The organism is Mucilaginibacter achroorhodeus, assembly GCF_007846095.1.
GTDB classification, from domain to species: domain Bacteria; phylum Bacteroidota; class Bacteroidia; order Sphingobacteriales; family Sphingobacteriaceae; genus Mucilaginibacter; species Mucilaginibacter achroorhodeus.
The window spans coordinates 105,146-129,524 of the sequence record NZ_VOEI01000005.1; the positions used below are offsets into that span (position 1 = coordinate 105,146).

The window sequence follows — 24,379 nt, forward strand, 5'->3', positions numbered from 1 at the left end:
AATGAAAAAACGATATATTTTCAGTTGCCTCGTAGCGGGTGCTACATTTATGGCCAGCTGTACAAAGAATTTTGAGGCGATAAACACTGACCCCAATAAAACGACCGGTAATTTAATTAACCCAAATTATTTCTTATCGCAGTCGCAGATCACATTTTCGCAAACTGGTTATGACCAACTGCTTTTCCAAAGTGAGTGGATGCAATCTTTGGCCTCAACCTTTAGCTACTACTACAACGGTGATAAGTACGTTTTTGGCGGCGCTGGTTCTGGTTACTTTAGCTACCCCTGGAACAGGACTTATAGCGCATTAACGCTGATTGTTGAAATGCAAGCTCTTATCAAGGACAAGCCTGAGTACACTAATCTTAATGCTTGTGCTACAATTTTGCGGGTAATGGAAGTACAGCGTCTTACCGATTTGTATGGCGATGTACCTTACTCAGAAGCAGGTTTGGCTAAATCAGGTAACTTTACACCTAAATATGATGCACAGCAAGCCATTTACGCAGATATGCTGGCACAATTGGATGCTGCAACTGCGGCTCTTGATGCTTCAAAGGTGGGCCCTACTGCTGATTTATTTTACAAAGGTGATGTTAGCAAATGGAAACGCCTTGGTTACTCGATGATGTTGAAATTGGGTATGCGTTTAGTGAAAGTTGACCCGGCAACCGCAAAAACTTATGCTGAAAAGGCATTCGCGGGTGGTACAATGAGCAGCATTGCAGATGACGCGAAAGTTATGGCTGACCCGGCTAACGCAACAAGCAGTAACTCAGATGTTATGCGTACACCAGACGACTTCAGAGAGGTTAGATGGGGCAAAACGCTTATCGATTATATGAAATCGAAAAACGATCCTCGTATACCAGCAATTGCAGAAATAGCTATTGGTAACGGCCTTGCCGCTAACCAAAATCAAACCGCTGGTGACAACACTGCAAGCCTGCAGCAAGGTATGCCGAATGGATACACCATAAGCAGCATTGCTAATGCTCCCGGTTATCCTGGCGCAACACCTGCCGCAAGTGCAACTGACGCTCCTGCACCTCTTGGTAAATATTCTCGTCCTCGTTTCCAGGTTTATGCTGACAGAGGAAGTGCAAACTATATTTACACTTATGGTGAGTCTGAATTATTATTAGCGGAGGCAGCATCAAGAGGCTGGAATACTGGTGTTGCAGCTACTCACTTTGCAAATGCTTTAACCGCTGATATGAAAACTTTGGCTGGTTACAATGCCACTCCAATTGCTACTGTTAGTGATGCAGCTATTGCAACCTACGTAGCGGCAAACCCACTTAACCCGGCTACTGCTTTACAACAGATTAACCTGGAGTATTGGGTAACAACTTCTGCTACTTTCAACTATAACGAAACGTTTGCAAACTGGAGAAGATCAGGGTTCCCTGTATTAACACCTGTTGTTTTCCCAGGTCAATATATAACTGGTCAGGTACCGCGTAGAATGCCTTATCCAACCAGTCAATTACAACAAAACGGGGCTAATTATAACGCAGCTGTGCAAAGACAGGGTGCGGATAATTTTGCTACCCGTGTTTGGTGGGATAAATAATAAGCCCGATTTTAGTTAATTCGTAAAGAGGCGATGCCTCTTTACGAATTACTTTTTTAAGTTTGATGTAGTGTTGAAGATCCCTAATTATTTAAGCTGCTTAATTCTTTTTGCGGCTACTTGCTTGCCTGGTTCTCTGCCTGCGCAAACACTTTTTAAACTATTACCCCCAACCCAAACAGGCGTTAAGTTCAGTAATGATATTTCAGAAACTGAGTCATTGAACGTACTGTCATATGAATACTTTTATAATGGTGCCGGCGTTGCAGTTGGCGACATTAATAATGATGGTTTGCCTGACCTTTTCTTCACAGGCAACATGAAACCCAATAAGCTTTACCTTAACCTTGGTGGCTTAAAATTTAAAGATATTACCAGCCAGGCCGGTGCCGATTTAGCGGGCCGTAGTAATGGTTGGAAAACAGGTGTTACCATGGCCGATGTTAACGGCGATGGGCTACTGGACATTTACGTTTGCTATTCGGGCAAAAAAGACGATGCTACCCGGGCAAACCAATTATTCATCAATAAAGGAAACAACAAATTTGAGGAACAGGCTGCGGCATACGATCTTGCTGACACAGGCTACAGCACCCAGGCCGTATTTTTCGATTACGATAATGACGGCGATCTGGATATGTTCCTGCTAAATCACAACATAAAAAAAATAGATAACATGGAGCTTGCACGCTTTAAGGAACAAACGGACCTTTTAGCAAGTAACAAACTCTATCGTAACGATAACGGTAAATTTGTAGAAGTATCCAAAAATGCAGGTATTATCCAAAACCCGCTAACGTTTGGTTTAGGGGTAGCCGTATCAGACATTAACAAAGACGGCTGGCTTGATATCTACGTAACTAACGACTACAACGAACCCGATTACATCTATATTAACACACACGATGGCAAATTTGCCGAGCGCTCAAAAGAGATGGTAAGGCACATGTCACATTTCTCTATGGGTGTTGATATCGCCGATTACAACAATGATGGTTTCTCTGATATCTTAACCCTTGATATGCTGCCTGCAGATAATCACAGGCAAAAATCGCTTCAGTTAGAGGAGAATTATGAGGCTTTTGCCTTAATGCAGAGCCAGGGATTATACAACCAATACATGCGTAATATGCTGCAGCTAAATAACGGCGACGGCACGTTCAGTGAAATTGGACAGCTTGCAGGTATTTCAAATACCGATTGGAGCTGGAGCCCGCTTCTTGCCGATTTTGATAATGATGGTTATAAAGACCTTTTTATATCTAACGGCTATTTAAGAGATTACACTAACAAAGACTTTCTGCGCTATTGGGGCGATTATAAGATAAAAAAGGCCATGGCTGGGGAGCCTTTCCTGTTGATGGATCTGGTGAAAGCGATGCCATCAACCCCGGTGCCTGATTATATTTTCCGTAACAACCACGATCTTACTTTCACTAATAAGCAGGTTGAATGGGGTTTAAATCAGCAAAATATTTCTGGTGGTGCTGTGTATGCCGACCTGGATAATGACGGCGACCTGGACCTTGTGGTAAACGCTATTAATCAGCCTGCTGCAATTTATCAGAACACTGCTGCAGATAACTCTAAAACCCATTACATCGCCTTTAAGTTAAAAGGAGCTGGCAAAAACACTGCGGCCATCGGCGCAAAAATTTATGTTTACAGTCCGCTGGGTGAGCAGTACCAGGAACTGATCCCCGGAAGAGGTTATTTGTCTTCGGTATCAACCACCTTGAATTTTGGACTGGGGAATCAGACCAGGATAGATTCGGTAAAGATCATCTGGCCAGATCAAACCGTGCAATATCTCCGCGATGTTAAAGCTGACCAGCAACTTATAGTTGACCATAAGCCAACAGCCATGGCTGCTTTGGAAACACCCGCACCAAAACTATTAAACGAAGTTAAACCAATCATCGATTACAAGGCTGATGAGATAACCGACAACGATTTTAAGCGCCAATTGCTGATGACGTTCATGTATTCCAGAGCTACTCCGGTAATGGCTAAAGCCGATGTTAATGGTGACAAGTTGGAAGATATTTTTGTGAGCGGCGAAAAGGGTAGTCCGGGCAAATTGTTTATTCAGCAACCTGATGGCTCTTATCAGCCGGTTGAATTGATCCGGGGATATTCCGATAATATCGGCAACATAGCTGCTGCAGCCTTCCTTGATGCAAATGGCGATGGTAAGCCTGATCTTTACCTCGCAAAAGGTGGCTATGGGAATTATGAGCCAAATACACCCGATCTGCAGGATGAATTATACCTGAATGAGGGGAACGGCCGTTTTGTGCTTACCAAAACATCTTTACCTGTTATAAATGCTAACAGCAAAAGTTGCGTAGCGCCTTGCGATTTTGACGGCGATGGTGACATGGACATTTTTGTGGGCGGTAGGGTAGTGCCTGGTAAATATCCGCTTGCTCCGCAAAGCTACCTGCTGATTAATGATGGCAAAGGCCATTTTACCGTTGCAGATGTACCGTTTGCAAAATTAGGTATGGTAACTGATGCGCAATGGGTCGACCTTGATAACGATAAACGTAAAGACCTTATACTTTGCGGCGAGATGATGCCGATAAAAGTATTCATTAACACAGCTAAAGGTTTTGAAGATCGCACTGCGGATTATTTCAATACCTCACAGAGTGGATTTTGGTTCAAAATGGCTATTGCAGATGTAAACGGTGATGGTAGGCCAGACCTTATTGCAGGCAACTTAGGTGATAACTCACAGATACATGCTACGGATAAAGAACCTGCTGATCTTTATTATGCTGATTTTGATGAAAACGGCTCTATAGATCCTTTTCTCAATTTTTATAATGGTGGCACCAGCTATCCATTTGTGAGCCGCGACGAGTTGAACGAGCAGATCTATCCGATGCGTCGTAAGTTCAACTCATACAAGGCTTATGCGGACGCAACGATGAAAGACATCCTTTCACCTGAGCAAATGGCCAAAGCACAAAAGCTAACTGCTAATACAATAACTACAACCTTGTTCATCAACAGGGGTGGTAAGTTTAACGCCATGGCCCTGCCAATCGAAGCCCAATTTGCGCCGGTTACGCAGATATTGGTAAACGACTTTAATAAGGACGGCAAAAAGGATTTATTATTATTAGGCAATAAATCCGATAATCGCTTAAAGATAGGTAGCATAGATGCCAATTACGGCGTGTTGTTAAAGGGCGATGGCACGGGTAGATTTATTTACGTTCCGCAGCCATCATCCGGTCTGTCTATAACCGGCGATGTAAAATCAGCCATGGAAACCAGGGGGGCTAATGCCGATTATTTGATCATCGGTACATCAGGTAACCCGCTTCAATTTTTTAAACGATGAGAGGTATTAAACAATACTTGTTTATAGCAGCTGCTTTTATTTCGGGTGCCGCATCTGCGCAAAGCAGCAAAACATACCCCGATTATCTGCAGCCCGATCATGCTGTTAATGCTTTGACCATGGTAATGATACATGATGTGGTTAGTCCGCCGGTGGCTGCGCGTTATTATGCATATAGTATGATGGGCGCTTACAACCTGGTAGAGGCTAATACCCAAAGTATTCCGGCCTTAAAAAGCATCGTTAAAGCATACCAACCTACCGGCGTTTTAGATACGCTGAAAGGCAAGTACGATTACAAAATTGCCTCTTACTACTCTATTCTGGAGATAGGTAAGCAGTTGTTACCATCAGGCGCGCTTTTAGAAGATGATCAGACACAATTTGTGACACTGTTAAAGAAAACTGGTGTTAAACAGGATGTAATAGACAATTCTATCAAAGCCGCTTTAGCAGCCTCAAAAGATGTATTGGCTTTTTCTAAATCTGATAATTACAACAAGTTAAGTGCCCTAAAACGTTATACACCATCAAAAGCTGACGGAAAATGGTATCCAACACCGCCGGGATATTTTGAAGCGGTAGAACCAAACTGGCGTACCATAAGAGTGATGTTGCTCGATTCGGCGAGGCAATGTAAAGCCGCTAAACTCGTGCCTTTCAATAAGGATACAACTTCGGCATTCTATAAACAGGTAATGGAGGTTTACAATCAATCCAAACACCTGAGCGTTGAGCAGATAAACCAGGCCATGTTCTGGGATTGCAACCCGTTTGCTATTACCACATCTGGCCACATGGCTATCGGGTTTAAAAAGATCAGTCCGGGGGGCCATTGGATGCATTTGACGGGGCAGGTTGCCAGGCAGGCTAAGCTAAGTTTCGATCAAACTGTAGCCGCACTTACTGTAGAAGGTGCTACCTTAATGGATGCCTTTATAAGCTGTTGGGATGAAAAATACAACAGCGACCGCATACGCCCTGAAACTTTTATTAACAGGTATATTGATGTAAAATGGCAGCCTGTGCTGCAAACACCACCATTCCCCGAGTTTACCAGTGGTCATGCTGTAGTATCAAATGCATCTGCAGAACTACTTACTTATTTGCTTGGCGATAACTTCAACTTCACAGACAATACTGAAGTGCCTTTTGGTAGCAGCCAGCGTTCGTTCAAGTCGTTTAGGCAGGCAGCCGCAGAAGCATCCATGTCGCGCTTTTACGGGGGCATACACTACATGGAGAGTGTAACGCAGGGCAACGTGCAGGGTAAAGAAGTGGGTAACATTGTGATCAGCAAATTAAAGGCAGCAGGATTACAGCCTTTTGCTAAATAATATCAGGCAGGCTTTAATATAAGGCGCTGCATCTACCTTATTGTCGATAGATAATTAAAAATATGAGAACAATTCGTTTTTTACTTTTCCTTTTGATCTGTCCGTTTCTGTTGCGTGCGCAGGAACACAACATGTCCGCCAATTACATAGCGCCATCAGACCCAGCGGTGCAGGCAAATCTTAAAAAATGGCAGAAATTAAAGTTTGGTCTGTTTATGCATTGGGGTACCTACAGCGAATGGGGTGTAGTAGAAAGCTGGAGCATTTGTCCTGAAGATGAAGGATGGACGCAACGCAAAGGCCCGTACAGCGCTACGTACAATGGTTACAAAGCAGCATATGAGAACCTGCAAACTACCTTTAATCCCACAAAGTTTGCTCCCGAGAAATGGGTAAAAGCCGCCAAAGCTGCCGGGATGAAGTACGTGGTTTTTACAACCAAACACCACGATGGTTTCAGTATGTTTGATACCAAACAAACAGATTATAAGATCTCATCGAGCAAAACACCCTTCTCGTCAAACCCAAGGGCAAACGTTACCAAAGAGATCTTTAACGCCTTTTCTAAGGAAAACTTCATGATAGGGGCGTATTTCTCAAAGCCCGACTGGCATTCTGAAGACTATTGGTGGCCATACTTCCCGCCAAAAGACAGGAACGTTAATTACGACCCTGCCAAACACCCTGATCGCTGGCAGAAATTCAAGGATTTTACTTATAACCAGATAGGCGAGTTGATGACGGATTATGGCAAGGTAGATATTCTGTGGTTAGATGGCGGATGGGTAAGGCCAAAAAGCACTATCGATACCACGGTTGATTGGCAAAAAGCCATCACCTTTAACCAGGATATTGATATGCCACGTATTGCCAAAATGGCGAGGGCTAAACAACCCGGCCTCATAGTGGTAGACCGTACGGTAGCGGGCGAATATGAAAACTACACTACTCCTGAGCAAACAGTTCCAAACAAGCCGCTCGATCATCCTTGGGAGAGCTGCATCACCATGGGTAATTCGTGGAGTTATGTGCCCGGCGATAAATACAAATCGGCAAACGAGATCGTTAATCTTTTAGTAAAGATCGTATCAAGAGGCGGAAACCTATTGATGAACATTGGCCCCGGCCCTGATGGTGATTGGGACCCTACAGCTTATAACCGCCTGGCAGATATAGGTAAGTGGATGGCTATTAACCAGGAAGGTATTTACAATTCCGTACCGGTTGCTCCATATTCAGAAAATAATGTTTTCTATACTAAGGCAGAAAATGGCAAGGCTGTATATGGTTTCTTAACATCGGCATCAGAGAATGTAACATTACCAGCCAGTATCACTATGCATGTCGAGAATCCTAAAGGCGTTAAAAGCGTGAAAATTTTAGGGCTTAGATCAAAAGTAAAATGGGCTAAAAAGGAAGATGCTATTGTTATTGATATACCATCAACCTTGCAAGCTAATAACGGATTAAAGCAAGCGGCAACGTTTAAGATCGCTTACTAATACAGTTACATCTACATACATGAAAAATTCAAGAAAAGGAATTATATTCTTTTTATTATGCCTTGCCGGCGTTGCCGTTAAACCGGTATTTGCACAAGGCGATAGATACGATATTATCCCTTACCCTGCATCATTAACCGCAGGCACAGGTGCGTTTACGATAACGCCGACAACCCGAATAAATGCCGCCCCCGGTAAATTTACTAACGAGGTTGCGCAGCTTAACCAGTTAATTAAACGCGGATTGGGTGTTACCCTTAAACCCGGTGCAGGATCAAAAGCCATAAACATGGTTTATGATGAAACTTTGCCTATCGAGGGTTATCATATGGATATCACGCCGGCCGCGGTGACAATTAAATCGCGCACCCCGGCAGGGATGTTCAGGGCGGTAGAAACCATCAGGCAGTTGTTGCCGATAGGTTTAGAAAATGGCTCATATCACGGTAAAACTTTGAGCTTGCCGGCCGTAAGCATAGCCGACCAGCCCGAGTACGCATGGCGTGGTATGCACCTGGATGTTTCAAGACACTTTTTCTCTATCGGCTACCTGCACAAATTCATCGACCTGATGGCTTTGTATAAAATGAACAAGTTTCATTTGCACTTAACCGACGACCAGGGCTGGCGCGTAGAAATTAAAAAATATCCACTGCTAACCCGGCAAGGCGCATGGCGCACTTTTAACAACCAGGACTCTGCCTGCATGAAAATGGCAAAAGATAACCCTGATTTTGAGATTGATAAATCACATATTATTCAACGCGATGGTAAAACCCTATATGGTGGTTATTACACACAGGCGCAGCTGAAAGAACTGGTTGCTTATGCTGCCTCAAAGCACATCGAGATCATCCCTGAGATTGATATGCCCGGCCACATGATGGCAGCCATCACCTCATACCCGTTCTTAACCTGTAACGGTGAGAATAAGTTTGGTGAGCTGTTCTCTAAGCCTATTTGCCCTTGTAATGAAACAACTTATGAATTTGCCCAGAATGTGTTTGATGAGATCATGCAGATATTCCCATCGCAATACATTCATATTGGAGGCGATGAGGTTGACCGTACTGATTGGGCAAAATCTGCAGAATGTAAAGCGATGATGCAACGCGAAGGCATTAAAGACCTGGCTGGCTTGCACAGTTACTTCATCAACCGGATGGAAAAATATTTCAATTCAAAAGGCAGAAGACTGATAGGTTGGGACGAGGTGATAGAAGGTGGCATTAGTCCGACGGCTACTATCATGTATTGGCGAACCTGGGTACCGGATGCACCTGTTAAGGCAGCCAAAAATGGTAACTCGGTGATCATGACGCCGGGCGAACCGCTGTACTTTGATAACCCTGCCGACCAGTATTCTATTTATAAAGTTTATCACTTTAACCCGATCCCGGCGAAGCTGAATAAGGAAGAAGCGAAAGCTATTATAGGTGCACAAGCAAACATCTGGACAGAAAAAATTCCGTCTGAAAATCGCGCTGATTACATGTTTATGCCACGCATGACTGCACTTGCAGAAAGATTGTGGAACGGCGATGCTAAAAATTACGATGGCTATCTGAAAAGACTTACAGACCAATACAAAAGGATGGATGCTTTAAAGGTGCATTATCGCCTGCCTGATATTCCCGGTATTGTTAGTGAGAACGTTTTTACAAACAATGCCGTGTTAAGCCTTAAAAAACCACTTGCTGAAATGACTATCAGGTACACAACCGATGGTACGCTACCACAAACAAATTCAATGGTTTTGGCGGGCCCGTTAAACATCACTAAAAGCACCAATATCAAATTAGCCGCCTTTATGCCAAACGGCCTCAGAGGCGATATTTATAACATCACTTACAAACAGCAATCATTGGCACCCGCCGTAAAGGCAAATATTACTGCTGGTTTAAAATGCGATTATTACAAGGCGTTTTTCAAGCAAACCTCATTGATCGAGTCTAAGAAACCTGACAGTAGCTTTACCGCTAACAATATCGTTGTGCCGGCTTCTGTGAATGCACCTTCTTTCGCGTTGGTTTATAAAGGATATATTAATGTACCCGAAAGTGGTATCTATACGTTCTATTTAACTTGCGACGATGGTGGTATCTTAAAAATTGCCGACCGCATGGTGGTAGATAATGATGGTCTGCACTCCGCACAGGAAAAGAACGGGCAGGTAGCTTTGGGCAAGGGTTTACAGCCTTTCCTATTAAAGTTTATAGAAGGCGGCGGCGGCTTTGCGCTTAAACTGAAATACAGTTTCAATGGCAGCACGCCGGCAGAGGTGCCATCAACATGGTTTAAAAACTAATATACTCTGGGAAAGATGTTATCTAAAAAGATGAAAAACAAGTTCTTCTTATTCGCTATATTCATTTTATCGCTTCCAAATGTTGCGCAGTCGCAAAATAGGGCAGCAAAGCAAAACTTAACAAAGTATGTAGACCAATACATTGGTACCGGTTTTCACGGCCACGTATTTGTTGGTGCCAATGTGCCATTCGGCGCGGTACAATTGGGGCCAACTAATATTTCAAAAGGTTGGGATTGGTGTTCCGGTTATCATATTTCAGACTCCACCATAATCGGCTTTCAACACACACACCTGAGCGGCACGGGAATAGGTGATCTGGGTGATGTATCAATTATGCCCACTACTGGTCCAGTCATCGTTAATAAAGGTACCCTGGTTGATCCTGCTAATGGCTATTTCTCATTATTTAGCCATAAAGACGAAGTAGTTAAACCCGGCTATTACAGCGTTAAATTAAAGCGCTATGACATCAAAGCAGAACTTACGGCATCAACAAGGGTTGGCTTCCATCAATATACCTTCCCGGCAGGTAAGCAGGCTAACGTAATTATCGATCTTACCGAAGGCATAGCCGACCGGACCACCGATGCCTATATAAAGCAAGTAGATAAATACACTATTGAAGGTTACCGTTTCTCAAGAGGATGGGCGCCGGCACAGCGTATTTATTTTACCGCTGTGTTTTCAAAGCCGATAGCAAAATTTGCCGTTTACGACAGTACCGCACTTAAGCAGGGTGTAACCATTACCGGTAAGAACAGCAGGTGTGCTGTAACTTTTGCTAATAGTAATGCATCGCAAAAGCTTCAGATAAAAGTGGGCATATCGCCGGTGAGCTGTGCAAATGCATCACAAAACATCAAAACGGAGATACCAGATTGGGATTTTAACAAAGTTGCGGCGGATGCTGATATGGCCTGGAATAAGGAATTAGGTAGGGTTACCATAAAGGCCGATTCGTTGGCACAACTTAAAAAATTCTATACAGCACTTTACCATACCATGATAGCGCCATCAACATTCAACGATGTTAACGGCGAATATTGGGGCACGGATAAAAAGGTGCATAAAGATGCGTCATTTAAAAACCTGACTACTTTTTCCCTTTGGGACACTTACCGTTCTGCAAACCCGCTTTACACTATAATGCAGCCTGATAGGGTGCCAGACATGGTAAATACCATGCTTAATATCTACAAGCAGCAAGGCCGTTTACCGGTTTGGCATTTAATGGCTAATGAAACCAACACAATGGTGGGCAATAGCGCAGTGCCGGTAATTGTTGATGCTTACCTTAAAGGCTTTAAGGGTTTTGATGTAAATCTTGCATACGAGGCTGTGAAAGCTACCCAAATGCTGGACCTGCGCGGACTTAAATATGTCAAACGCGAAGGTTTTATCCCGGCGGATAGCTCACGCGAATCTGTTGCTATGGGGCTCGAATATTCCATTAACGATTGGTGCATTGCCCAAATGGCAAAAAAGCTGGGCAAGACCGACGACTACAAATACTTTAGCGGCAGGGCTAAAAATTACCAGAAGTATTTTGACCAGCAAACCCGATTTATGCGCGGCAAGGTAACAGCCGATACCTGGCGCACACCTTTTAGTCCGTTTGAATCAAGGCACGAGAAGGATGACTACACGGAAGGGAACGCCTGGCAATATACCTGGCTGGTACCGCATGATGTTGAAGGCCTGATCAAACTTTTAGGAGGAGAAAAATCTTTCACTAAAAAGCTTGATTCGCTGTTCACAGTTAGCGGTGACCTTGGTGCAGAGCACTCACCTGATATATCCGGACTGATTGGCCAATACGCTCATGGCAACGAGCCGAGCCACCATATCACCTATTTGTATGCCTACGTTGGTCAGCCCTGGAAAACGGCAGATAAGGTGCGCTACATTCTCAACAACTTCTATACAACCAAAGCAGACGGTATCATTGGTAACGAAGATGTTGGCCAAATGTCGGCCTGGTACGTGTTGTCAACGCTGGGCTTTTATCCGGTGAACCCGGTGAACGGTACTTACGTGTTTGGCAGTCCTAATGTTAATAGTGCGGTGATCAATTTGCCATCGGGCAAGCAGTTTACAATAACTGTTAAAAATAACAGCGCTAAAAATAAATACATCAGCAGTGTGCAGCTTAATGGTAAAGCTTACACTAAAAGCTATTTCAAACACGCCGATCTGGTTGCCGGCGGGGATATGGTGATCACGATGACTGATAAACCCGGAGCGTTTGGAACAGCTGTTTCGGATCGGCCTAAATCGATTGTGAACTAAATTTGACTCAAAATAATTCGCTCATAAAAAATAAAAGCCGTACGCTATCAACGTACGGCTTTTGCTTTTACCTATCATCAGTTTTATTTGATGCTGAAATTGTATTTCAGTTTTTTATCGGCAGAGTTGCTGCCTAAAACCAACTGATAATTACCAGGGAACAATTTGAATTTGTGTGCTTTGGTATCCCATTTCTGTAATTCGCTAACAGGTATCTCAACGTTTATAGATTGGGTTTCGCCGCCTTTGGTTGATATGCGTTTAAAGAACTTTAACTCTTTGCGCGGCATGCCGTTGGTTTGCGGGTAAACAATGTATGCTTGTAACACTTCATCGCCATCAACCGGGCCTGTATTTTTAACGTTGGCCGCCATGCTAATGGTTTGATTTGCCTTAAAGGATGTTGCCGGTGCTTTTGTTGTGCTATAAGCAAAGGTGGTATAGCTTAAACCAAAACCAAATGGATACTCAACAGGCTTATCAAAATAGCGGTAGGTGCGGCCCTTCATGTGGTAATCATCATACGCCGGAAGATCTGTTATTGATTTGTAGAAAGTAACCGGTAAGTGACCAGAAGGGTTAACCTTTCCGAACAGGATGTTCGCCAAAGCGGTACCGCCTTGTTCTCCTGGGTACCATGCATATATAATAGCATCGGCATAAGCAGCAATTTTAGAAACATCCACTGCGCTGCCTGCGGTTATTACAGCTACTATTGGGGTTTTAACCCCTTTGCGCAAAGCTTTCATAAAAGCAATTTCACTTGCGGGCAGGTCTAAATTTTTGCGGTCGCCGCCATTATCTGATAAGAAAGCATCTCCGGCCTCGCCTTCCAAAACTGGTGAGAGGCCTAACACAGCAACAGTCAGTTCTGCGTTACCTGCACCCCAAATACCACCGAAGTGCACGGTATCTCGGTAGTCGCAACCCAAGTCGTACTCAACACGCGTTGCCGGGTCAACGGCAGCTGTTATACCTTCAACAAAGTTTACAACTTTACTGCTTACACCGTGATAGCTTCCAAGCATGGCATCAAGATTGGCGGCATTTGGCCCAAGTACCATAATACTGCTGTAATTGTCGCGGTTTAGCGGTAGTATATTCTTATCGTTTTTTAGCAGTACAAAACTTTTTTCGGCTGCCTTAAGGGAAAGCTCTACATGGTTGTTGTTATGGATGCTATCCGCGCGGTAACCGTAGAACGGACTTTTTTCAGGGTCATCGTAGAAACCAAGTTTAAACTGCGTTCTAAGTATCCGTCCTAAAGCGGTATCAATTTCTTTTTCAGTTAGTAGCTTTTGTTTTACAGCTTCTACAATGTCGTTTTGTAAAACGCTTGAACAATCCAGGTCAACGCCCGCTTTTATAGCAGCGGCCGCTGCCTCAACACCGTTAGGAAGAGTTTTGTGGGTAGTGAACACATCATCTAAAGCCCCGCAATCGGTAACTACGTGCCCTTGAAAGCCCCATTCCTTTCTAAGTATGTCACCAATCAGAACTTTGTTAATAGAATTAGGTACACCGTTTACACGGTTGTAAGCCGTCATTACCGATTCAACATTATTATCAACCAATTTATGAAAGGCGTATAAGTAAGTTTCGCGCAGGTCTTTCTCATCTACAATGGCATTGAAATAATCTCTTGTAGCCTCGGGGCCGCTATGAGCCACAAAGTGTTTGGCTGTAGCTGCAGCCTTTAGGTGCAAAGGATCATTACCCTGTATACCCTTAACAAAGGCAACACCTATTTTTGAGGTCAGAAAAGGGTCCTCGCCGAAGGTTTCCTGGCCGCGGCCCCATCTTGGGTCTCTGAAAATATTGATGTTGGGTGTCCAAAAGGTTAAGCCCATGTATTGTAAATGCCTGTTTTTAGCGGTGGAGAGATTGTACTTAGCCCTTGCCTCTGTAGAAATAGTATTTCCTACGGATTGTATAAGGTCCTCATCAAACGTAGCTGCCATGCCGATAGATTGAGGGAATGCCGTAGCATTACCAGCCCTGGCAACACCGTGCAAACCCTCGTTCCACCAGTTATAAGCCGGGATATTTAACCTTGGAACAGCTTTGCTTCTATAGCCTAAAAGGGAGACCTTTTCCTCAAGTGTTAATTCCTTTATCAGTAACTGAACCCTGCTGTCAATGGGCAAAGATGGGTCTTTGTAACCGGTTTGTGCTGCTGCATTGAATGTTATTGCTGGCAGGAGAAACAAGATGTAAAACGATAAAGATAGTGCACCTGATTTTGAAAAAAATATCGACCGAAGCTTCAAAACAATCCGAAACATAATGTTGAATTTTAAAAAGTATTGATAAAGATGCATTTTATTGGATAATCTAACTGATAAAAATGAAATGAACAGGGTACTTTATAAAAAAATTAAAAAGATTTATACGCCATTTCGTTAAAATAAATCGGTTTAGCAATATCCTAAATGTTAAAATTCAATCTAATTGCCTTTTTATTTACGAATTTTATCATAATTTAAGGGTGTTTTAATGCCCCGATTAATATGAAACCAAATTTAATAAAATCTGGTAGCGAAACTGACGCATCTTTCAGCTTTAGGGTTGATCATTTACCCTGCATTAATAACCGTTGGCATTACCATCAGGAATTTGAACTCATCTATTTCAAAAAGGGAAGTGGTACCCAATATATAGGTGACAGTATCACTGAGTTTTCAGATGGCGACATCCTGCTAATCGGCCCCCATTTAGAACATTACTGGCGATTTAAAGAAAAGTACTTTTTAACCGACAACAGCAAACCGGTTGAAGTGTACGTGATACATTTTGAGCGTAACTTTTGCGGTAACACATTTTTTAATTTACCCGAGTGCCATGAGGTTTTCAAATTACTGGAAAGCTCTAAACAAGGAGTCAAAGTCGGCGCTTCGGCTGGGCAGGTGGCGGAGTGTCTTATACAAATGACCAATGCCAGGAGTTATGAGCGACTTGCGTTGCTTATTAAAGCTTTAGGACTCATAGCATACGACCAAACTACAAAAAGTTTGGTAACAAGCGGATTTGGGCAAACTACGGTATACGATGACAAGAGAATAGACCTTATTGTAGATTATATCTCTAAGAACCTTCAAAAAAGTATATCGCTTAACGATCTGTCAGAAGTAGCGGCAATGAACCCCACATCGTTATGCCGTTACTTTAAAGCGAGGATGAATGATAATCTATCTTCTTTTATATGGAAGATGCGGATAGGTTACGCCTGTAAACTGATCCACAAAGAAGATATGAGCATGAAACAGATCGCTCATGAGGCAGGCTTTAGAAATTTGACAAGTTTTCACAAAGCTTTCAAAAAAATTAAAGGTACTACGCCTTTATTATTTCAACAAAAAATTACAAGTTAAAACGTAATAGCCGATCTGTAGTATAACTCATTACATCCCTTTATTTGATAGCTAAAAGGCAGATTTTCAATTTAAAACCTTGGGGAATACTTTTTTTTAGAGTTTTTTAAAAAAAATCAAACAAAAGGCAACAATCGTTGTAAAGTTAGTAACAATTACATCTGACAGTTGATTATTTCGAACTTCAGAAAGTTTTGTTTAACTTTACAGACAAATTATGGCACCAATACGGTACTCTAAACTACTTAAGCCTTTCACCTTTGTTAGCGATCTTGTTATGCTAAATCTTGCTATAACAATATCAAGCTACTTTGTATTCCGGTATTATTCATCGGAAATACAGATGGACAATTTCTTTTTGCTGGCAAACCTCACATGGATCACAATATCTTCTCTAACGAAGAATTATTACATTGATCGCCCGCTTGTATTAAGGCAAAATCTGAGCTCTTTTTTCACTTCGGTGGCTTACCACTTGATGTTAGTGTTAAGTATCATTTATTTCTTTAAGTTTTTCGATATAAGCAGAACCCAGATCATATTTACTTACCTTGTTTTTGTCCCGTTAATGGTTGTTGAACGTTCGTTGATATTTGCGGTGTTAGACAGCATCAGGATGCGTGGATTTAATAACAAGCAAATCCTGATAATTGGTACACCTGATGCTACTGTAAAGCTGAAGAATACATTTTATAATCATCCCGAATACGGTTACGAAATAAACCAGGCATTATTTGAGGACATTTCAAATGACATTGATCTGCCAAGATTATTTGAACGAATTATAGATGGCAAAATTAGAGAGGTGTTTGTTTGTTATAAAGCTTTAGAGCCATCATTTGTTGAACAAATTGTTGATTTTGGGGACCATCACAACGTTGCCATCAAGTTTGTTTCAGACCTTGTGTTAGAAAACAATACAGCGAAGGTTGTTAATTATGGTAATCTGCCTGTGATTCAGTTATCGCATAACCCGGAGATGTCTTTTAAAGTGAAAGCTTTTAAAAGATCTTTTGATGTGTTGTTTTCATTATTTGTAATGATACCAGGCTGTCCGGTATTTATAATGCTGGCAATTGTAACCAAATTTACATCAAAAGGTCCTGTTTTTTACTCACAGGAACGGATAGGTAAAAACGGTAAGCCTTTTAAAATTTATAAATTCAGGAGCATGCGTGTAAACGCGGAAGCTGCAGGCCCTCAGTTGTCAAAAGATAACGATCCACGAATTACGAAATGGGGACGAGTTATACGCAAATCTCGTTTAGATGAGCTACCACAGTTTTGGAATGTACTTAAAGGTGACATGTCTGTGGTTGGTCCACGTCCCGAACGTCAGTACTTTATCGATCAGCTAATTCAGCGGTCTCCAAACTACAAAAAGTTGATGAAGCTAAAACCAGGACTTACCTCAATGGGGCAAGTTAATTATGGCTATGCAGAAAACCTTGATCAGATGTGCGATCGTGTAGACCATGACCTTGTTTACTTAAATAATATGAATTTCAATAACGAGATGTCTGTTATTTTGAAGACAATAAAAGTAATGGCCCAGCTAAAAGGAAAGTAATAGCTTAAGGCTTCAAAATAAAAGGGAATCGATTTATAAATCGATTCCCTTTGTTATTTACTGACATCTCGACATAACTTCCATATCAAACTTTTGCTCAAAACTTAGCGGTAATATTCTAATCGCATTAATCTATAACGGCTCAATTCGGCGAAATTAGTTGCTGATAACCTTACTTAGTTAGCTCCGTTTGATAAAGGATTTTACCTGTCGCATTGATCGCCTTTACGCTGATCTTGCTGTTGTTAATGGCGAAACACATGAAGCCATGGTCTGAAGCCTGGAAACGGCTGTAAGCGATACCTTCTGAAACAGGGGTAAGCTCCGATCCGGCGCCTGAGATGAATTGGTGAGTAACACCCTCAGGCTTCAGGTGCTGCAAGGAATGATCATGGCCCGAGAGGTATACATCCACATTGTACTTTTTAAAAACCGGGCTTAGCTTTTCGCGAACGGTTAAGGTATCATAGTTCTTGATACGCGGACCAACGGTATAATACGGATGATGACCAATGATCATTTTCCACTTAACATCGCCGGCTTTTTTTAACTGTTCATCTATCCACGCCATTTGCTTATCAACATATTCTTTTTTATCAGCATGCAGCATGGGGTCTGTATCTATAAAAAGCATTAAAAGCTTATCATTATTACCCAGTTTGTATTGTTTGGTATAATATAATGCCGGCATATACCAGCGGCGGCTAACCTTACTATAGGTTATCTGCGCTTCGGGTTCGGCGTGGTAATCGTGATTGCCTAATACCGGGTACCAATCGCACTGGAGAGAATGTGCGGTGTAAATATTTTCAAAAGAATAATTCCAAAGCGGATCATGCTCGCTTACAACACCTTTTGGATAAAAGTTATCGCCAACAGATACCACAAAATCATGTGGGTTATTCTTAGCCCACAAGCCCATTTGTTTGGCTACTTCATTTTGGTCGTACTCGCCGTTACGTCCCCAATCGCCAAGGGCGATAAAATGCACATCATACTCATCTTTCAGCGAAGTTGCCGAAAGGTCTTCACTTTCAAAATGAGTAACTTCCCGGTTTTCGGCCAAGGCCACAAGCGGACTAACCAGCGATGCACTTAAAGTTGTTAAGGCAGTGTTTTTAATGAAGTTTCTGCGTTTCATGTCGTATCTGTTGTTATTGCTAAGCTAATATGATGAGATTAATTCTTTTTGCTGAAAACAGGATCCATGCGAAAGTATCCGCCATCAGGGAAACTCACAACATAATCTGATTTAAAATGAGTGCTTTTTTTATAGTAATCTGTTGAGATTAGCTGCGCACCTGAACGCATTGCGGCTTCAAAACTGCTTTTATCATTAGTACGAGCTTCTTCGGTATCGCTATCTGCGCGGGTACGAACGATGTAGCCTTTTTTAACAAGAGACGTTATTTCACTTAGCTGCTTTTTGGCGTTGTTTAATACGCAGATGGCCGCTTCTGGCATGCCCGGCTCCGCGTTGATAAACAATACGCGGCCTTTTAATGATGGATGGCCTTTTACATATTCCAGGTTTTTTGGCGCAGTTTCATCCAAAAGGAATATGAATCTGCCTCTGGCTTGTTTCAATGTTGGCCAATTATTTTTTAATACCGCTTGTTCCAGTGTTTGGTATTTGCCTCGGACGTCGTCAGGGGTTATCAGATGCTTTGGTCCTAAATTATCTAATATCTCCTTATCCAGCTTATCGTAAATAGCAGGCGTAAACTTATCTGGGATAGTAAAGCCCGGCCTTTTCATAGGTTCATCTTTAGCATTCATGGTTATGAAAACGGGCGAGTGGTTAGGATGCGCTTCTGACCATTTTTTTAATTCCTGCAGGCAAAGTGCAAACGTTGCACAATTAGTACGATAGTCTATATCCTGTATATGAAAAACCTTAAAACCCGGCTTATTCATCAGGCCTTCCGTATCATAGGCAGGTTGCCCTGGAGCCATATCAAGCCCTTTAGGATGGGCATACTTACCACCGGCGGTATCTGCATAAACATCAATTTCCAGGTTACGCAAACCCAGGCCAAGCTGTTCCGAAAGGCTAATATGCTCGTAATCTATTTTAGACATGGATATAGAGTCGGCCTTTTGCAATAGTTTAAATAGCTTGGGATCAATGGCTCTTTTATAGCTATTGTGCGACCCTATTATTTGCAAATGGTTTATGGGTGTGTTATCGCCAGGAGCATCGTTAGCAATACCCGGTAAAAGAGTGATTAGAAATATGCTTAGTAGATTTTTCATAATATTATAAAATAGCACAGCCGGTTTAAACCGGCTGTGCTTCTGGTATTTTAGTAACCCTGGTTTTGAACTAAGTTAGGGTTAGTTTTCAATTCTGTTGAAGGTATTGGATACAACCTGCGGGTAGGGTCTGTATTCATCTTCAGGTTATCGTTAGGCAGCGGATACTCTTTCTCAAAAATACCGTACCTGATCAGGTCGTTCCTGCGCCATGCTTCCCATGATAATTCACGTGCGCGTTCGTCAAGCAAGCTGTTCAGGTCTATGCTTTGCGCTGTTTGGGCACCGGCGCGGGCGCGCAGTTTGTTTACCAAAGTAAGCGGTGTTTGTGCATCACCATTGATAACGGTTGGGGTAGCACCACGTAAAATGGCTTCAGCTTTCATCAGGTAAACATCACCTAACCTGAAAACAGGAACGTCGTTACCATTTAAACGGGTTGATTGGATGATCTGCGGATCTGGGTAGTATTTAATAGAACGCACACCTTCAGATTGGCTTGCGATGGTATTACCTAAATCCATTGGCTTGCCCGGAACCAATGTTAGCACCGGATTGATATTGATCTGGGTGGTGGTATTAGGATAATAAACCGGTTGACTGGTAAAACCGCCGTTGCCATCTGGGTAGTATTGCGGCCCTGCTAACCAGGTCTTGGTACGGAAGTCGTTTGGTATATTAAAGCGATTGTAAAACTCCGGCGTAGTGCTCATAGCGATACTTAGGTTTACATTAAAGCCATATGCCTGCGCCAGGTAGAAAAAGAAACCAAAGCGGGTGAACTGGTTACCCGGTATTTGCTGATCATAAGGGATTGCAAAAATTGTTTCGTTTATCTGAGGGCCATTGTTAGGCAGGAAGATATCACGAAACCTTGCATCTAACGAGTAGTTAGTATTACGCTGTACGCTGTCTGCCATGGTTACAACATCCTGGTTGCGGTTGGTACCATTATAAACCGGTGCGTTCAAATACATTTTAGCAAGCAATGCAAATACCATCCCTTTAGTTGGGCGGCCATATTGCATGGTATTGGTTGCAAGGCTGTTGCTTTTTGCAGGTAGTAACGGTAACACCGCTTTTAATTCGCTTTCTATAAAGTCAAAAACTTTAGCTCTCGGCTGGTTAGCAGGCGGGTTAGCAACCGGGAAAGAAGTGATGATAGGTACGTTACCGTAAGTATCCATCATAAAGTAGTAGTACAAAGCACGCATTGCCTTTATCTCTGCGGTGTAAGCAGTTTTTACAGAAGCCGGCGAATTAGCTGCATCAATTACGGTTAACAGACGGTTACAGGTGTTAATACCACTGAAACCCCATTGCCATATGGCTGTAACGGTAGGGTGGTCTGCTGTCCAGGTGTGGTAGTGTAGCTGGCGGTATTGGCCACCATCATCAAAGTTACCATCACGTGCAGGAAGGATAGCCTCGTCGGTAGAAAGTTCCTGCAATCTCCAGTAGTTTACTGCAAAGTTTGATGACAGGTTTGAGTACATAGTACCTGTTAAGGCATTATAATCGGCGGTAGTAGAAGGGAAGTTAGATTTCACATACTGCGATTCTACAGGTACATCTAACTTGGTACAAGAGCTAACGGCAGCTATAACCGCGCATCCTGCTAATAATGAATATATCTTTTTCATGATAATTTATCGTTGGGATTAGTTAAAATGACGCGTTTAAGCCAAATAAGAACGTACGCGTTTTTGGATAATAGTTGTTGTTATCAATACCCGGTGTTAAACCACCAATATTGATCTCCGGATCAATGCCTCTGTATTTGGTGATCACAAACAGGTTGTTACCTGATAGGTATAAACGAACAGATTTGATAGCCGGAATTTTTGGCTTAATGGTGTAACCTAAGGTGGCGTTATCTAAACGCAGGTATGAGCCGCTTTCAAGGAAACGGTCTGATATCAGATAGGCATTGATATCCTTGAATGATTCTCCTAAAGTAAATCTTGGTATGTTTTGCAATTTAGCATCTGCCGGATTGTTTAGATTAGCTAAGGTTGCATTTAATATTTTGTTACCGGTTACGCCTCTTATAAGGAAGTTTAGGTCAAAGGCTTTGTAGGTAAAGGTGTTGGTCCAACCGTAGATTAAGGTTGGCTGTGCATTACCTGCAATACGTTGGTCTGTGGTTAACGGTTGCGTAGCTATGGTGTTGCCAGCAGCATTTTGATAAGTACTTACACCGTTTTTATTTTTACCTACATAGTGCCATAAATAGAATGTACCGATAGGCTGACCAGGCTGTACAATCTGGCTGAAGTTACCTGACTGGCCTTTACCACCCAACTGAGCGGTGTAGAATGATGGCAGGTTGAACTGGCCTTTTGATAAACTTTCAACTACGTTTTTGTTGTGTGACGCGTTGATAGATGTTCTCCAACTGAAAGAGTTTGTTTTAACTGCGGTTGCGCTTAAAACCACCTCGATACCTTTGTTGCTTATCTTACCTGCGTTTGCGGTGATAGTATTGGTGAAATACTGGGTCAACGACACCGGATATTGATCGTAGATAAGGTCAGATGTTTTCTTAATGTAGTAATCTACCGAACCGGTAATGCGGTTTTTAAATAAGCCGAAGTCTAAACCGATGTTGGTGGTAGCGGTACTTTCCCATTTAAGGTCGGGGTTCTCGTTACGCACAGGGCCAATGGCGTTGGTGATGTTTCCGTTTGAAAGGAATTTGCTGCTGGCACCGTTAACGGTTTGTGTACCGTAAATAAGGATTGACGAGAATGCATCAAAACCAACACTGTTACCGGATTTACCATAACCCGCACGAAGTTTTAAGTCGCTGAACGCAGGTAGTTTTTGCATAAAGTCTTCATTGATGATCCTCCAACCAACAGATGCCGCAGGGAACAGACCATAGCGGTGGTTAGCACCAAATGCTGAAGACCCGTCATCACGTAGTGATGCCTGTACAAGGTATTTATCATCAAACTGGTATTGCGCACGGCCATAGTATGATATTAAACGAAGCGTTGATATCGGCGCGTTATCAAAAGCAATCTGTGATACTGATGCCGGGTTTGATAAGAACAAGTTGTTGTAAGTAAGGTTGTCGTTGCTAAAGTTTTGGGTTTGCACACCAAAGCCGTTATTGGTTTTGTTTTGCTGGTAAGAGTAACCTGCCAATAACTTTAATGAGTGACGGCCAAATTCTCTATCGTAGTTAAAATACGACTCGATTATATTATTTGTGTTTAAAATAGCCGAACGACGGGCAACACCGTTAAGGTTTACCGCTAAACCTGATTTACTATTCAGGTAACTATTATAGTTATACTGGTCGCGCTGCTGTGAACCACTAAGGGTGAATTTTAAACCCCTGATAATGTCAACCGAAACGATACCGTTTATCAATGTTTTGTTATCATTTATCTTTATGGTATTGTTATCCAATAACGATAGCGGGTTTAAGGTTCCGCTACCGGTACGGGTGTAGTTTTCCTTATAGCTGCCATCGGGATTAAAAGGGCCTACAGTAGGTAGATAGAACAGCATAGCAGGCAATACGTTGACCTGATAAATATCATCGCTATTTGTGTTACTGTTTGTAAGGTTTAAGTTTAAACGCAGGCGGTTATCAAAAAAGCGCTGATTTACGTAACCTCTGTAAATCGTTCTTTCAAGAGCGGTGCGTTTAAGCACACCTTCATTTTTAAAGTAGTTAACGCTGGCGCCATAATCAGCACTGTTGCTTGCACCGTTGTAGCTTAAGTTGTGGTTTTGCGAATAGCCGTTGCGCTCAACCAGGTTTTGCCAGTTAGTGTTAGAGCCATCATCATCAAGTGGTTTTGCTAAAGGAGCAACGCCGTTATCCGCAAGATATTTACGCAACTCATCTCCGGTAAGCATATTTATCTTCTTAGATACTTCCTGCACAGTAGCATATCCACTGTAGTTTAAATGGCTTTGACCCGATTTAGATTTTTTTGTGGTGATAATGATAACACCATTGGCCGCACGTGAACCGTAAATTGCTGTCGAGGATGCGTCCTTTAACACATCGATTGTTTCAATGTCTGATGGGGCAAGTACATCGATAGAAGCACCAGGCACGCCGTCAATAACGTAGAACGGCTCCTGTGCACCACCGGTTGAGCGGATGGTTGAAGGGCCCCTTAATACCACTGATGGAGCAGCATTAGGGTCGCCGCTTTTTGTGATATTTAAACCTGCTACCTTACCCTGCAGAAGTTCGGCAGGCGTGGTGGTGGCACCTACGTTAAACTCTTCTGATTTTAAAGTAGTGATAGCACCGGTAACATCTTTCTTGCTCGCTGTACCGTAACCAATTACTACAACATCTTTAAGTTGTTTAGCATCCGGAACAAGGTTAGCATTGATGGTTGTGCTTGCGCCTACAATCACATCTTTAGGCAAATACCCTATAAAGCTGAATCTGATGGTTGCGTTAGCGCCCGATACATTAAGTGCGTAATTACCTTTTGCATCGGTAATGACACCTGTGTTGGTGCCAACAACAACGACAGATACGCCGGGAAGCGGCTCGCGGGTTTCGTCTGTTACAGTACCTCTTATCGTTCTGCCGGTTTGCGACATTGCCGGCAACACGCTGATAATGAAGGCACATAGCAAAAGCAAAAAACGCTTTTGGTATATTTTGCCATCATCAAAAAAATGCTGGTAAATTTGTTTCATAATAATTTGTTTGAAGTTTGGGAGTTGTGTTTTTAATTGGTGCAAAGTAACGGCGGTTCTGTTGCCGTAATGTGAATTGAATATTAGCTTATGTTTGCGGTTGAAGCATATGCAGTCATTTTTGCC

Annotated in this window: 13 protein-coding genes; 8 read left to right on the forward strand and 5 right to left on the reverse strand. The window is 42.5% G+C overall.

The window, feature by feature from the left end; all coding sequences use genetic code 11:
* The first annotated feature begins 1 nt into the window (after window position 1).
* The 6 genes from FPZ42_RS14320 (at window position 2) to FPZ42_RS14345 (ending at window position 12,373) form a co-directional block, all read left to right on the forward strand.
* Complete coding sequence (locus FPZ42_RS14320) at window positions 2–1,579, forward strand: SusD/RagB family nutrient-binding outer membrane lipoprotein (RefSeq protein ID WP_146272342.1); 1,578 nt, start codon at window positions 2–4, stop codon at window positions 1,577–1,579.
* A 124-nt stretch (window positions 1,580–1,703) separates the two neighbouring features.
* Window positions 1,704–4,934 (forward strand): VCBS repeat-containing protein, encoded by a 3,231-nt coding sequence (locus tag FPZ42_RS14325; protein WP_222431589.1) that lies wholly within the window; start codon window positions 1,704–1,706, stop codon window positions 4,932–4,934.
* Window positions 4,931–6,271, forward strand: a complete 1,341-nt coding sequence (locus FPZ42_RS14330; RefSeq protein ID WP_146272343.1) for a vanadium-dependent haloperoxidase — start codon at window positions 4,931–4,933, stop codon at window positions 6,269–6,271. The genes FPZ42_RS14325 and FPZ42_RS14330 overlap by 4 nt, the downstream gene beginning before the upstream one ends.
* A 62-nt stretch (window positions 6,272–6,333) precedes the next feature.
* Window positions 6,334–7,773, forward strand: a complete 1,440-nt coding sequence (locus FPZ42_RS14335; protein WP_146272344.1) for an alpha-L-fucosidase — start codon at window positions 6,334–6,336, stop codon at window positions 7,771–7,773.
* Between the two features lie 19 nt (window positions 7,774–7,792).
* Complete coding sequence (locus FPZ42_RS14340; protein WP_146272345.1) at window positions 7,793–10,081, forward strand: family 20 glycosylhydrolase; 2,289 nt, start codon at window positions 7,793–7,795, stop codon at window positions 10,079–10,081.
* 30 nt (window positions 10,082–10,111) lie between these two features.
* Window positions 10,112–12,373: a GH92 family glycosyl hydrolase gene (locus FPZ42_RS14345; RefSeq protein ID WP_146272346.1), complete on the forward strand. Its 2,262-nt coding sequence runs from the start codon at window positions 10,112–10,114 to the stop codon at window positions 12,371–12,373.
* An 83-nt stretch (window positions 12,374–12,456) separates the two neighbouring features.
* On the opposite strand, the gene FPZ42_RS14350 is transcribed toward FPZ42_RS14345, so the two are convergent.
* Complete coding sequence (locus FPZ42_RS14350; RefSeq protein WP_146272347.1) at window positions 12,457–14,658, reverse strand: glycoside hydrolase family 3 N-terminal domain-containing protein; 2,202 nt, start codon at window positions 14,656–14,658, stop codon at window positions 12,457–12,459.
* Window positions 14,659–14,883: 225 nt separating this feature from the next.
* Here FPZ42_RS14350 and FPZ42_RS14355 point away from each other — a divergent pair, with 225 nt between their 5' ends.
* Together FPZ42_RS14355 and FPZ42_RS14360 are read left to right on the forward strand one after the other, a co-directional pair.
* Entirely contained in the window at window positions 14,884–15,744 is an 861-nt protein-coding gene (locus tag FPZ42_RS14355) for an AraC family transcriptional regulator (protein ID WP_146272348.1), read from the forward strand.
* Between the two features lie 217 nt (window positions 15,745–15,961).
* Window positions 15,962–17,314, forward strand: a complete 1,353-nt coding sequence (locus tag FPZ42_RS14360; protein ID WP_146272349.1) for an exopolysaccharide biosynthesis polyprenyl glycosylphosphotransferase — start codon at window positions 15,962–15,964, stop codon at window positions 17,312–17,314.
* Window positions 17,315–17,486: 172 nt separating this feature from the next.
* Here the strand turns inward: FPZ42_RS14360 and FPZ42_RS14365 are convergent, their stop codons facing one another.
* The 4 genes from FPZ42_RS14365 to FPZ42_RS14380 are packed head-to-tail and all read right to left on the reverse strand — an operon-like array spanning window position 17,487 to window position 24,253.
* Complete coding sequence (locus FPZ42_RS14365) at window positions 17,487–18,455, reverse strand: metallophosphoesterase (protein ID WP_146272350.1); 969 nt, start codon at window positions 18,453–18,455, stop codon at window positions 17,487–17,489.
* 38 nt (window positions 18,456–18,493) lie between these two features.
* Complete coding sequence (locus FPZ42_RS14370) at window positions 18,494–19,570, reverse strand: phosphatidylinositol-specific phospholipase C1-like protein (RefSeq protein WP_146272351.1); 1,077 nt, start codon at window positions 19,568–19,570, stop codon at window positions 18,494–18,496.
* A gap of 50 nt (window positions 19,571–19,620) precedes the next feature.
* Window positions 19,621–21,213, reverse strand: a complete 1,593-nt coding sequence (locus tag FPZ42_RS14375) for a RagB/SusD family nutrient uptake outer membrane protein (protein WP_146272352.1) — start codon at window positions 21,211–21,213, stop codon at window positions 19,621–19,623.
* 22 nt (window positions 21,214–21,235) lie between these two features.
* Window positions 21,236–24,253, reverse strand: a complete 3,018-nt coding sequence (locus FPZ42_RS14380; protein WP_146272353.1) for a SusC/RagA family TonB-linked outer membrane protein — start codon at window positions 24,251–24,253, stop codon at window positions 21,236–21,238.
* Window positions 24,254–24,379: the final 126 nt, after the last annotated feature.